The sequence below is a fragment of the Pedobacter psychroterrae genome (assembly GCF_004331695.1).
Classification (GTDB): Bacteria; Bacteroidota; Bacteroidia; order Sphingobacteriales; family Sphingobacteriaceae; genus Pedobacter; species Pedobacter psychroterrae.
Window position 1 is genome coordinate 907,736 of sequence record NZ_SJSL01000001.1, and the last position, 13,532, is coordinate 921,267.

Annotated in this window: 11 protein-coding genes; 3 read left to right on the top strand and 8 right to left on the bottom strand. The window is 41.3% G+C overall.

Translation table 11 applies throughout. From position 1 onward, the window contains the following. Positions 1 to 49: 49 nt before the first annotated feature. Complete coding sequence (locus EZ437_RS03960) at positions 50 to 955, bottom strand: alpha/beta hydrolase (protein ID WP_131593457.1); 906 nt, start codon at positions 953 to 955, stop codon at positions 50 to 52. A gap of 254 nt (positions 956 to 1,209) precedes the next feature. On the opposite strand from EZ437_RS03960, the gene EZ437_RS03965 reads away from it, so the two are divergent. The 3 genes from EZ437_RS03965 to EZ437_RS21810 all read left to right on the top strand — a co-directional run bounded on the left by EZ437_RS03965 (position 1,210) and on the right by EZ437_RS21810 (position 2,948). Further along, positions 1,210 to 1,902, top strand: a complete 693-nt coding sequence (locus EZ437_RS03965; protein ID WP_131593459.1) for a helix-turn-helix transcriptional regulator — start codon at positions 1,210 to 1,212, stop codon at positions 1,900 to 1,902. Between the two features lie 73 nt (positions 1,903 to 1,975). Next, positions 1,976 to 2,368, top strand: a complete 393-nt coding sequence (locus tag EZ437_RS03970; RefSeq protein ID WP_131593461.1) for a RidA family protein — start codon at positions 1,976 to 1,978, stop codon at positions 2,366 to 2,368. A 274-nt stretch (positions 2,369 to 2,642) separates the two neighbouring features. Further along, positions 2,643 to 2,948, top strand: coding sequence for a YdeI/OmpD-associated family protein (locus EZ437_RS21810; protein ID WP_225869486.1), 306 nt, complete (start codon positions 2,643 to 2,645; stop codon positions 2,946 to 2,948). Between the two features lie 117 nt (positions 2,949 to 3,065). Here EZ437_RS21810 and EZ437_RS03980 read toward each other — a convergent pair whose 3' ends face one another. The 7 genes from EZ437_RS03980 to EZ437_RS04010 all read right to left on the bottom strand — a co-directional run bounded on the left by EZ437_RS03980 (position 3,066) and on the right by EZ437_RS04010 (position 13,064). Beyond that, complete coding sequence (locus tag EZ437_RS03980; RefSeq protein WP_165500334.1) at positions 3,066 to 4,325, bottom strand: S41 family peptidase; 1,260 nt, start codon at positions 4,323 to 4,325, stop codon at positions 3,066 to 3,068. A 350-nt stretch (positions 4,326 to 4,675) separates the two neighbouring features. Further along, a complete protein-coding gene (locus EZ437_RS03985) occupies positions 4,676 to 5,041 on the bottom strand; it encodes an isomerase (RefSeq protein WP_131593465.1) in 366 nt (121 codons plus the stop codon). A 113-nt stretch (positions 5,042 to 5,154) separates the two neighbouring features. After that, positions 5,155 to 6,285: a TlpA disulfide reductase family protein gene (locus EZ437_RS03990; RefSeq protein WP_131593468.1), complete on the bottom strand. Its 1,131-nt coding sequence runs from the start codon at positions 6,283 to 6,285 to the stop codon at positions 5,155 to 5,157. A gap of 51 nt (positions 6,286 to 6,336) precedes the next feature. Further along, the gene (locus EZ437_RS03995; protein ID WP_131593470.1) at positions 6,337 to 7,716 is read right to left on the bottom strand and encodes a RagB/SusD family nutrient uptake outer membrane protein; all 1,380 of its coding nucleotides are present in this window, start codon (positions 7,714 to 7,716) and stop codon (positions 6,337 to 6,339) included. Between the two features lie 10 nt (positions 7,717 to 7,726). Beyond that, a complete protein-coding gene (locus tag EZ437_RS04000) occupies positions 7,727 to 10,981 on the bottom strand; it encodes a SusC/RagA family TonB-linked outer membrane protein (protein WP_165500335.1) in 3,255 nt (1,084 codons plus the stop codon). 209 nt (positions 10,982 to 11,190) lie between these two features. Then, entirely contained in the window at positions 11,191 to 12,522 is a 1,332-nt protein-coding gene (locus tag EZ437_RS04005; RefSeq protein ID WP_131593474.1) for a FecR family protein, read from the bottom strand. Further along, positions 12,501 to 13,064, bottom strand: coding sequence for an RNA polymerase sigma-70 factor (locus EZ437_RS04010; protein ID WP_131593476.1), 564 nt, complete (start codon positions 13,062 to 13,064; stop codon positions 12,501 to 12,503). The genes EZ437_RS04005 and EZ437_RS04010 overlap by 22 nt, the downstream gene beginning before the upstream one ends. Between the last annotated feature and the right edge of the window lie 468 nt (positions 13,065 to 13,532).

Sequence of the window (13,532 nt, forward strand, 5' to 3'; positions counted from 1 at the left end):
ATGAAATTACTTGTCTTTTTAGGTATCAAATTGAGTAAATTTAACTTTTTCAAAGGTTATCCAGAAAGAAGGGAACCATTTGTTCTAATGCCTCATTCGTAGCATTTGGCTTGTCGTATAGATCATAATGATCTGCACCTTTTACAACATGGATCTTTTTGTTCGCAGACGCAGCTTTGTTGTATAGCTCAAAACCATCCCTATAAGAACCAAAGGCCCCAACCTTATCGCCCACGATAATCAAGAGGGGCTGGGTGAGGAAATATTCGGCCAAATGGAAAGCATCAAACATGATCAGATTGCTCATGCTCGTGAAAAGCAGCTGATTAGTAGAGTTTGGATGTTGCCCGCGAGGTGTCCTATAATAATCTATGGCTCCCAATAGATCCATTTCCTCTAGGCCTGACTTTTTCGCATCCTCGGCCGAATCAGGTATCCAGTTATTGATTAGTTTTTCAGAACCACCCGCTTCGGCGGTGCGTTGTTGTGCAACTGCTTTAAGCACTTCGATGGGGCTTGCTTCCCTGAAAGCCCTGCTTGCATTGGTTCCCGCTACGCTTACGATTGCCTTGATCCTTTTTTCCGAAATGGATGCATTGGCAGCATAACCACCACCTGCACAAACACCCATAGCTCCAATGCGGTCGTTGTCAACGAACAACAGCGTGGTCAGATAGTCTATGGCACATCGAATGTCTTCAACCCTGGTTGCTGGATCCTCCAAAAATCTCGGCTTGCCACCGCTATCACCCTGAAAAGATGCATCAAAAGCTAAAGCTATAAATCCGTTTTTGGCAAGTTGGGCTGCATACAGTCCCGCGGTTTGTTCTTTTACACTGCTTCCCGGATGTACGCAGACTATGGCCGGATATTTTTTTTTATAATCGAAATTTTCCGGAAAGTGCAGATTTCCAATTATGTCCCAGTCTCTGTTTTTAAAATTTACTTTTCGCATTGTTTTCGTGTTTTAAAATCTAATAAGCAAACTTCGGTAAACGCTTAAAAAGGAATGTTTCCAGATCCCGGTTTGTTGTGTCCAAATTTTGTTTTTAGGGCACTGTTTGAGTATTTCAGGAAATGGTTCTGTCCAGCTTGGCGGTAATTTATCGCTATGGCAGATTTTAAAGAAAGATTTCTATATTTTTACTCCGCTGAATTGAGTTCCGGACGATTGTCTTTTAGCGCTTGAGAAATAGCTACTTTAGAGTAATGAAAGATAACGATACGAAAAGGCTTTCCCGTTTGACCGCAATTCTAACTCAATTGCAAACTAAACGACTTACCACTGCTATAAGTCTTGCCGACAAATTTAAGGTAAGTGCTAGAACAATTTATCGTGACATCAAAGCGTTAGATCAAGCTGGTGTTCCAATACAGACTGAAGAAGGCAAAGGCTACACTTTAATGGAAGGGTATAAAATCCCTCCTGTTATGTTCTCAGAAAGCCAGGCAAACGCTTTAATTCTTGCAGAACAATTGGTTTTAAAGAATAAGGACACCTCTTTTATTAGGGATTATACTGAGGCAATCGACAAAATTAAAGCAGTTCTTCGTCCATCAGGAAAGGACAAAGCCAATTTACTGTCGGAAAGAACCCGGTTTGATCAAAATCAAAATCGAGAGAGAAACAGCAACAACATTTCACAATTACAGTATGCACTAACCAACTGTTATCTGGCAAAAGTTAACTACACCAACCAAAAAAGTAAAACAACCAGCAGAACTATCGAACCATTCGCGCTCATTAGTACGACTGAAAATTGGCTACTAATTGCCTGGTGCCAGCTACGAAAGTCCTTCAGGTATTTTAGGCTTGACAGGATTACCAATTTGGAAGTCCTAACAGAAAAATTTTCGCTGCATAATATGACGTTACAGGAGTTTTTTGATAAATACCATTAATCCTTATTTACCCTTGACATAGGGCTGTCACAAGACTGCTTCATCTTTGCATTGTAATTTAAAAACAACAAAAATGGAAAAGCAAACATTTGATCCCTGGACTTGGGGTAAAAGCACAAATTCGGTACAGGCTGTCGAAGTAAAAAACGTTAATAGCACACTTTATTGTTCTGGGCAGGTAGCTATTGATGCCAATGGGGTTCCAAGCAATGCAGATATGCGTTCGCAATTCATTCAAACAATTGCAAATTTAGAGCAGCTTATCAGCGAATCTAGCTATGAATGTAAAAACATCGTAAGACTGAATGTGTATACAACGTCTACACAAGACTTTTTTACCACTTGCATGGATGTTTACATACCATTCATTCAGAAACACGGTATACAGCAATCTACGACACTGCTTGAAGTAAAAGGACTTTTTGCGACATTAACTGTGGAGCTAGAAGCTACCGTAGTTAAGTAAAAGCAGAAAAAAGAAATCGAGATATTTTATCCGACGAGCCTTGCGGACTGGAGGAAATGGTTAGCACGAAACCATCTTTCCGAACAGTCTGTATGGCTTGTTTGCTATATTAAAACTTCTAAAAAAATTAATATCATGGAGCGAATCAGTAGATGTTGCGCTATGTTTTGGTTGGATAGACAGCAAGAAAATAAAGATTGACGCCGAAAGATCACATCAATTTTTCAGCAAACGTAAACACGTTAGTACCTGATCAAAAATCAACAAAGTTAAGGTGGCTCAGCTTATTGAAAAAGGCTTGATGACTGATGCCGGGTATTTGAGGGTTGATATTGCAACGCAAAATGGTTCATGGACAATTCTGGACTTTGTCGACCAATTAATTATCCCTGTTGATCTAAATACAGAGCTTAAAAGTAATTCAGTGGCAGGGGAGTTTTTTGAAAGTCTTAGCAAATCTCCCAAAAAGGCTATTCTTCAATGGCTCGTACTTGCCAGAAGAACAGAGACGAGACAAAGACGCATTGCTGAAATAGTAAAACGCGCAGCGCAAAAACTGAAGCCTAAACATTTGAGCTAATTAAATTATTTTGAAATTGTCGATTATTAAGCACCAGGTTTTTGGTGAAATTATAAGGATATTTTAAAACCCGAGAAACCTAAAGAATTCTGTTCAAAGTAGTATTTTTCGAATAACTTAGGGAGATTCGGAATCTGACCGATGATTCCGGAGATCTTTATAACTATCTGACTTTTTTTCAAGGTCAGCATTGACCACTTGCATTAATTCATTGGACCATTCCTGAGTTATAAGCTCAATATCGGGCGAGACCCCTTTGCCTTCCAGTGACTTTCCTGTTTTTGTCATAATTTGGCAGGTCGGCACGTACATCATAAACCGACCGTCGCTGACAAAATTTACCGGGTTTCCGCCTCCACCCGTGTTTTTACCGACGATGGTAGCACGCCTGAGTTCTTTCATCATGAATGCAAAGTATTCTGCTGCAGAAAATGTATTGCCAGAAGTGAGGATATAGATGGGCTTATCTCCCAGATCTGGCCCTCCAGACAATGGTGCTACAGGAGGTTCGCTTCGGTGCCATTCAGACTCATCTTTGCACTTCTTAACCAACAGTGTCTCAAACCGCTTGTCGCTGGATTTGAATAAATAATGATAAAGAAAAGTTGAGATTTCTCCATTGCCACCGCCATTTTCGCTGATGTCGATAATAATTGCCCTGGTATAACGTAGCAGATTAAGTGCATTTTGCGCTGTCTCATAAGCTTCTGGCCCAGCTATACATTCATCCCATCGAATATAGCCAATGTTGCCGTTTCGAACTGCCACCTCCCGAAAACCAAAGTTTCGTTCCTCTTCAGTGGTCACGCTTAAATTAGGCACCCTTTCGGTCAGCTCGTTGTAATCAACTCCAATGTAAAAATGTTTATCATTGGTTTTATCACGGAAGTATTTGACTAATTCATCGGTAAAGACGTTGAGCGTATCTTTTCCTTTAAAAAAACCCTCATCGAACATACGCAAAACTTCCTCGGACATTTCATTAGCCTTTTTCGCATCAAAATAATGAGTTTTTAACCCTTGTCTAACCAGGTCAATGACTAATTTCTTTTCTTCATTGGAAAGAAATGCTTTTCCACTAGTATAGAGTGCCGTAAATCCCCTGATCCGTTTCAGTACATGGTCTACTTCAGCGTCACCGATTATGGCTTTTAGCTCGTTATCTTCCTTAACCCTGTTTATTGACCAGAAACCTTTGTCGATCGCTACATTTAGCAGTTTTACCGATTTCACCTTGTCACCGGCCAGGCCATAGATCCTAGCATACTCATATATCATTTCAGGTGGCATCATTGTTCCAGCGGATATGATCCTGTCTACAGCTAAGGTAGCCTCTTTGAACTTACCCCGATCTAAAAGGGTATTGATTGCTTTCATGTCGCCTTCTACATGGTTTAAATCGGATTGACCATAGGCGTTACAGCAGAAAGCAAATACGGTGAATAATGCGAAACAAAATAATTTTTTATTGAGAAGCATAGATATTTTTATGAATATGAGCCAAGGTAGTGCCCACTTTGGATAATTGCAAATCATTAATCTGAATTTATAATCGGGACTTTCATAACCAAAATTCCTTTATTGAGATAAGTAGGCCCGCGATCATAGTATTACGTCAACTAGCTAGCTGCCTGTAATATTTAGTCCAAACCTAATTTCAGCGCTTAGTTTCTAGGCAAAACAGCTGAAACTAGGTAAATTATCCAATACACAATCAATGCCTGCTTTTAAAGATTAGTAAAGGGGCCAAAAAAACCTACAATGCAGGTAATTTGGTTATCGTCGTTGTACTCAAAATAATCCATCCCTTCCATTTTATCACCGTTTGGGCCAATATTTTCCCATTTAAATCGCCCGCAATTATGGTGAAAATCGACTTTGGACAATTGTCGGAGTGTATGACCCGGAGCCACGTGGTGGAATCCGTTGATAAGTGAGGCAAGGCCATCGATGCCCTTAACCATTTCATTTTGAGTGTCAACATAAGTACTTTGCTGGATCCAGCAATCCTCTAGTGCCGTTTTTATGTTTTCCAGTCCTTGTACGTTCCAGGCATGGCCATATTGTGTGATTGATTCTTCGATAGTTTTCATAAGCTGATTGTTTAATTATGGGTGTAATGTACGAGAGGTTCCTAAGCTAGCTAAATGGACAACATCCGTCGGAAAAGAATATTCCAAGGGCTGTTTAAAAGCCAAGTACAATATTAGTCTTTTCCGAGTCGTATTCCCAATTGCTTTTCTAATTCCTCCCCCATTAAGTTTTTTGATACAATTATACCATTCGGGTCAATTAAAAAATTTTGTGGAATCGATTGTATACCGTAAAGTATGGCCACTTCGTTCTCAAAATATTTCAAATCACTAACATGTAACCAGGGCATACCATCTTTTTTTATCGCCTCTATCCAGGATTTTCGCCCAATGGCTTTATCAAGCGAAACGCTGATTATCGTAAAATTCTTATGTTTATAGGCGTTATATGCTTTTACTACATTTGGATTCTCTGCCCTGCAAGGCCCGCACCAACTTGCCCAAAAGTCAAGCAGCACATATTTTCCTCTGAAGTCTTTCAACTCAATAGCTTTTCCTGTCGTATCATTTTGAGAAAACTCAGGAGCAGGTTTACCAATTTCGGTTCTGCTGGTAGCTGCTATCACTTGATAAAGTTGTTTAACTGCGGGTGTGTTTCTGATTTTTAAAGACAGGCTATTGAGCTGGGCTTCCTTCTTGCCCAGATCCGGACCTGGTCCTGGCCTGTCTGTGATAAGATGTGCACTCACCAATGACTCAGGATGGCTTTTAATGAATTTTTCGATTACTTTATCAACGGACTTGTTCACCTCGGTAAGCTTTTCCCCGTGCGCCGCATTGAAAGCAGGGATACTGCCTGATTCAATTGCATTCATGTATGATTCCCGGAATTGGTAGAGCTGCTCCTCGTAAGGTAATATTTCGTCACGAAATTGCTGATAATCTTCTGTTAGCGGGTTCCCCTTTACCTTTGCATGCAGTAAGGAATCCACGCTGTGTAAGGTGATCTGTCCGGGTTGCAAATATATCATAAGCGGAGTAGGCAGAAATACGTAGGATCTATGATTTCCTGGTTTGGTCAGGGTCAAGTGTGCCCAATCGGATTTTGCAACAGATCCGGTAAAAGTGAAGTTTCCATGTTGGATGATACAGGAATCTATTTGCGAAGCTCCGGCTTCACTTCTATATAAATAAATCGAATGCTGATCATTAGCACTGCCGATTTTGCCGCTAATCTGGTATCTTCCGGATTGACCAAATGATATCATTGGAAGACATAATAGCAATAAATATAAGTTTTTCATTGTTCAAGTTTAAATATGGTGTTGCAAGGATGCGGACACATGATGTATGAATTAATTGTAGCCAGGATTTTGTATTAGTGTTGGATTAGTGCTGATAGATTGTAGGGGAATCGGGTAGAGCACATCAGTTGATTGCCATATTGACCCCTTTATTGGTTTTAATACAGCATCAGCGCGTCCCGTTCTTTTTAGGTTTAACCACCTGTCTCCCCATTCAAGAAAAAGTTCAGTTTGGCGTTCATGTTCCAAAGCTATTTTAAATGAAGGCAAATCATTAGCAGAAGTTCCCCCAAGCCCTGCCTTGCTGCGTATTTGATCTATATCTGATTTAGCCCCAAGGAAATTGTTCTGATATGCCCTAGCCTCTGAACGGATCAGCAATAACTCGGAAATACGCAAGAAAACCTGGTATTCTTCATTGTTACCCGAACTTTTGTATTTTGAAGGGTAACTGTAATTGTTTCCATCATAGCTGATACTGCTTATCCATTTAGATGGTCTAATGTCATCCTTTTCAAATGCATTGAGTAGTGCGCTGTTCAAAGCGAAATTTGGAAGTGTATTTGGTCTAAGCTGGGTATATAAACTCTGGTATGGAAAACCATTTCCCCCATTGTAAAATGCCAGGATAGTTTCTTTGCTCTCACTGAGAAAAACATTCGCCAGATCGTCTTTGACAACACGATATAAGCCTTCCTGGGAGATCACTTTTGTGGCCGCAGCCTCAGCTTCCGGCCATTTGCCTATGTACAGGTACACACGGGATAGCATCGCACTGGCGGCCCATTTATTGGCCCTGGTACGAGTTCCATGTGACCATGAATAGTCCGCGGAAAGCGAATTTTCAGCTTCACTAAGGTCGGCAACCAACTGATCATAGACTTGTGCAACGGATGTTCTTGGTATTTTGCTGCTTATACTGACATCAGTGGTGGTGACCAGTGGTACCGGTCCATAGTAATTAACGAGGTAGAAATAACAAAGTGCACGCACGAACTTGGCCTCCGCTATCAGTTGCTGTTTCAATCCAGCAGAAATTGCTGGTGAATTTTGCGCCCCTTGGATAATGCTATTGGCAATATAAATGCAGGAATAAGAGTCATTCCAGAGACCTTCCACATCACCGTTGGTGGAGACCAGGCTGTTGCTGTAAAAATTATCAGCTGTACTGGAGACTGGATACATCTCATCGGCCAGTCGTGCGGGATGGAGGGTGATGTTGTAGCTGTAATAACCGATCCCACCCACAAAACCGTTATAAAATTTGCTATAAAGTCCGTATACTGCAGATTGAGAGGTTGCAGAGTCTAGGAACACCGTGGAGGAAACCAGCTTGTTGTTAGGTAGTGGTACAGTGATTAATTTTTTACACGAGGTATTCCAGATAAACACGCAAATTGCGATGGTCAGTATATATATGCTTTTTTTCATGATATGTGCCTTAAAGTGAAAACTGTAAACCTCCGGTAATTGTCCGCAGTGGAGGGAAAACTGGTGCTGGTAACGGGATAGGATAGCCCACGGGATTGTATTGAAGGGTTTCCGGGTCAAATCCTTTGTAATTGGTGATGGTCAATAGGTTCTGTCCCGATGCAAAAATCCTGCAACTCTTGATTTTGACTTTCGAGATCCATTTTTCCGGCAGGTTATAAGAAAGGGTAACGTTTCTAAGCCTGATGAAAGATGCATCAACGACTTTGGCATCAGAATTTACATAGTAGTTCTCATAGGACGAATAAGAGGCTGAACCTACATTGGTGCTTGGCTTAAATCCACTGTTCATTACCCCAGTTAATTGATTTTTCAATAAACCCGGAAAGCTGGTAGGTGCGAGGCCATCCTTATTAACAAAATTTAAAAACACATCCAACTGAAAATTTCCAAGCTTTAAATTATTGGAAAAACCGCCGTAAAACTTAGGATCAGTGTTGCCTGCGATGATGTAGTCACCCATACCATTGGCCTTGAGTCCGGGACTGATCTGTCCGTCGCCATCTATGTCCGCGACCTGGGCAATGCCATCTTTAAAACCGGTGAACTGGTAAAGTGTAAGGCTATTCAATGATTGGCCAATCATCAGGCGACTTGCATTATAAGAACCCGCAAGTCCCGGATATGAAAGGAGTTTATTGTTGGATGCACTTATATTGAAGGATAAATTCCAATTGAAAGGCCCTTTGCTAATTGGAGATGCCTTCAGTTCAAATTCCCAACCCATGTTTTGCACCAATGCGTCCATGTTAGCCGTATAACCGGTAAAGCCAGTCTGTCCCCCTATTGGGAAATACGAAAGCAAATCACTGGAACGGTTCCTGAACCATGCCGTATTGAACATTAGTTTGTCATTGAAGAAACCAAGTTCGAACGCTATCTCTAATTTTCTGGTCGTTTCCCAGCTAAGTTCTTTATTCTCGATACCTGATGGCTGAATACTTGGGTTGTCACCATACGGCGTATACATAGCATCATAAGTTTGTAAGTAACCATAGTCTCCAATTTGGTCGTTGCCTACTGTTCCATAACTTCCCCTAACTTTTCCAAAACTTAACCAGGACACTTCCTTCATAAATGTTTCACTTGTAAACAGCCAGGCAGCGCCGATAGATCCAAAAGTTCCATACTGCTTCCCGGGTCCGAATCTCGAGGATCCATCCCGGCGGAAAGTTCCGCTTAAGATATATTTGCTGTCCCAATTATATACCGCCCTACCGAAAGCAGAAGCGAAGCGATATTGTGAACTTGAGCTGGTCTGATAGTAAATCCTCCCTGCTGAAGTGTAGTTTTCCAAAAGTGCATCAGAAGAAAACATCCCAGCTGCAACATAGTATGGCTGCTTATAATCCCTGAATTGGTAAGTTCCGCCTAAGGTCGCATTAAGCTTTCCATTTGCAATTTGTGTGTTAAAATCCAATTGCGGTTCAGCTATGTATGTTGTGCTGTTATTATTGGTATAGTTGCCTCCGCCACCATTAACTGTCATCTGTGTAGGGTTCATCGCAGTACTTGGATAAATGAACATGACATCTTGGGAAAGAGAATTTTGACCAACATTGATTTTCATCTTAAGATTCGAAAGGAAGCTATAATTTAAAGCAGCATTCACTACAAAAGTTTTTGCGGTGTTTTTCCCGTAATTTCTCAGTAAGGCAAGCGGATTTGTGTTGAACTGGGGATGAAAATAGAGGGTCCCGTCCGGATTATTTAAAGGGTAATTATTGGGATAGTTAGTGGTAAGGTTTGCGATATCTGAGGCGGGCATTTTGTTGAGATCCCCTGAATAGATGACAGAGAATTCAGCCCTAAATTTACCGTTGTCTGAAGTATGGAATGATTTTGCATGCAGGGAACCACGCTGATATTTAAAGTCGGAACGATAAACTGATCCCTCCTCGCGATAGGAGCCACTGATATATAATCCTGTGCTGCTGTTACCTCCTGAAAAGGAAATATTCGCTTCGGTTTGAGGTGCCAACTTGCCCATTAAATATCGTTGGTAGTCAGTATCTGAATTTTTATCCCATAACAGCAAATCCGGAGCGTTCAGGGTTGTGGGAGTGATGTTATCATTGGCAAAAGCTTCTCTACGAACAGCTAGGAACTGGGCCGTGCTAAATACTGGGACAAAGTTATTAATTTTAGATGCGCCTGTGAATACGCTTCCGTTTAAGGTGGTCGCCCCGGACTTGGCGTATTTTGTTGTTATGATAATGACCCCGTTTGCACCTCTGGCTCCATATATTGAGGTTGCATCCGCATCTTTAAGCACATCAATGCTTTCGATGTCGCTAGGATTTATAGCATTAAGCGGGTCTGAACTGCCGTTTGCCTGGTCACTGGACATCGATCCAGAACGCTCTATCGGGTTTCCGTCAAACGGCACACCGTCAATAATGTACAAAGGAACAGTTCCGGAGGTGAGTGAGTTCTTTCCCCGGATGGATACTTGGGACGCAGCTCCAGGCATGCCGTTACCTTGTTGGATAAACAATCCTGGAACCATTCCCTGCAAGGCCTGTATCGGACTGATTACTGTCTGATTTTTGATTTCCTCAGATTTTATTGTGCTGACTGAACCCGTATTAAACCTCCTGGTTGTAGTTCCATATCCTATTACCTGTACCTGATCCAGCTTGGATTCAGATATTTTCAGCGTGATGTTACCCATATCGGCCTCAGCCATGAGTTCCATAGTTGTATAGCCGGTAAAGCTGATTACAAGAATTCCGCCTTGTTCCACATTGTCCAATCTGAATGTCCCATTTCCCTGTGAAATTACGGCCCGCTTTGTTCCTTTAAGGGTAATTGTAGCCCCGGTTACAGGGTTGCCCGTTTCATCCAATATCCGGCCCTGGACACTCATGTCGGCAGACAGTAAGTTACCTAACTGATCAAGAATGCTCTTCTCTTTTGCCCGTACGATGATGGTTTTGTCATTGAATACATATTCCAAGTTTTGTGGCTGCAAAATTTCATCCATGACCTTTTCAAGCTCCAGCTTATTAAAGTTGACGTTCAGTATCTTTGCATTCTTTAGCTCCGCGGAATTTACCACTACGTTGTAGCCGGTTTGCACTTTAATCTGTTCAAAAATATCCCTCAATGAGGCGTTTTTATTCCTCATCGTAATTTTCTGGGCAAATGTTGCCGCGCTTACCTGTGTCAGCACAGCGAGCATAAGCAATGCTGTAATTCGCATAACTCTCGTTATTTGTTGCAATAGCGTTTTAGGCACTATTGGGTTGTTAAAAGCATAATAATTCATACCTTCGTATTGGTTTGGGTTAATACATTAATCGTTTAGCTGATTTTTTATCCGAATCTTATCCGGATGAGGGTTAGCCCAGATTTTAGGCGTGAAAGGGTTCAGAGACTTTCACGCCTTATTAAACTAACCGTGACCTTTTACTATTCCCGCTGTCGTAGATTTCTTTTCATGTTTTTGTTGGTTTGGTTTAGTTGATAGACAATTATTTTTCTTCCTTCGATCCTAAAGTTAACGGTGCTTGTCAATTCTAGGTTTTCAAGAACTTTTGATACGTTCTGAAAACGAGAGATGGTTCCCCAGAAAGTCTGGTCAGCAGCTGTTCCTTCATAGATCACTTCCACATTGTACCATCTGGAAATTTTTCTCATGATCGAGCCAAGGGATTCATCATCGAATTTAAGTTCGCCATTTTTCCATGCCATCGCATTGGCAGCGTTTGCTTCTGCTACATCCAGCTGTTCCGCGGTTAAGCGTGCCTGTTGGTTCGGCTTGAGTACACGGGTTGAGAAGCCTTGGGCAAACACCTGCACGCTTCCTTCTTGTAAATCTGTTGTAATCTGACGCTCATCTGCATAAGCATTTACATTAAAGTGCGTTCCGAGCACTTTAATCTCTTGCACCGGGAGTGACCCGTTTGCTTTGGTTCTCACAACGAATGGCTGCGATTTATTTTTAAAAATCTCAAAGTATGCTTCACCGTCGAGCTCCACTTCCCGAAACTTTTTGTTTGTGAAGGTCGAAGGAAATTTCAGAGTTGTTGCAGCATTGAGCCACACATTGGAGCCATCCGGCAGCGTAAGTTGATAGGTCTGACCTTTGGTCGTGTTCGCGATTATGTTTCCTACCTGCCTGTCATTGTCTGAAGCGATATGCGAGCCATCGTTATAGGTTAGAGAAGATCCACTGATGATCACTCCATTCTTAGCTTCACTCAACGGGATCACTTTCCCATTTGCCAAAGTGATTGTCGCACCACTGCTGCCAGGGCCGATATCGCTTTTTACCCAATTCTTGTCATGGAAGGTGCCTGGTAAGCTGGATGTTCGATAGCTGAAAAACCAAAAACCAAGCACAATAGTAGCGATAGCGGCGGCGGTAAATATCCATTTAGACCTGTGAGATTTTTTGCCGGAATTTTCCAGAGCTATAGACTGGATTGGAGTACTTAACGTTGAGGATGCAGGTGGATCAAACTTGATCTGCGCCCAGACCGCTGTGAGAGAATGTTTTTTTAGTTGATCAACATCTTTGCTCAATTCAGCGCAGATTTCCGGATCCTGCTGATATGATTCATAGCCAGCAGTATACAACGAAAGTTCCTCTGCGTTTGCCAGGCCATCTGCTACTTTTCCCGCTAGAATTATGAATTCTTCCTTATTCATTTTAATGCCATCATATAAGTAAGTAACTTCAGAAAGCGAATTACTTACAAGAAATGAAAATATTTTTTTTACATAAAGAAATACATCCAAAAATGCATTTTTCCCAAGTCCGACCGCAGTTTATTGAGGGCACGGGATAACTGACCGGAAACGGTTTTTTCTGAGATTCCCAGTTGTTGTGCGATTTCTTTATTGGAAAGGTGTTCTTCCCTGCTCATCCTGAAAATTTCAGCACATTTTTCAGGAAGACTCCCTGTGAAGCTTTTTATAATAGACTGTAGCTCTTTTAGTTCGAGGCTTTCTTCATTGACAGTAAAGCTGGTTTCTGTATTCGCTAATCTGAAATTTTCGCGTACTTTGCCATTACGTATATGATTAGAGCTCTGATATTTGACTGCGGTTAAGAGATATCCCTTAACGCTATTAATGTGGTGATTCTGTCGGTGTTCCCAGAACCATACGAAAACCTCCTGAACGACGTCCATGCTGGCATCTCGATCTCTGAGAATATTATAGGCCGACTTTAATAAATCTTCAAAGTATCGCTCGTGAATCTCGTTAAAGGCTTCGTGATCATCTTTTCTTAAGATATCTATGAGCTCTCGATCCGTGCGTGCTTGATAAATTGTCATAATATCGGTCCCACTGGTAAAGGTATTGAATTGTTTTAGTGTTCATGGAGTATTTTGCGGATTTCATCGCCTTTTTTGTCACTTTTAGCAAAAATCGGATGCCTTTTTGTTAAAAGTATCTTTATATTTTCTTGACACGGAAAATATTACGCCTATTTTTTCTGAAGATCATTTGTTTGAGTTTAAATAGGCGAAAGGAATGATGTCATCATATTTAGAATGATTGCTAACTCATAGAAAGTGTGCATCTGCAAAACGGATATCTACATCGAATTTTAGCAGACTAATGGAATATAAGTCGCAGAGGATAATCTTAACGCCATTTGATGCTACAAAAATCAATAACCCATGTACCTGCATTCAGGGATTTATTTCGTGGTCTTGTCCGTTTATAGCTTTACAGTTGGTCTGATATGGGTTCCTTTTTTTGGGTGATAATAGAAGTATAAGTTGATATAGAGGTAAATG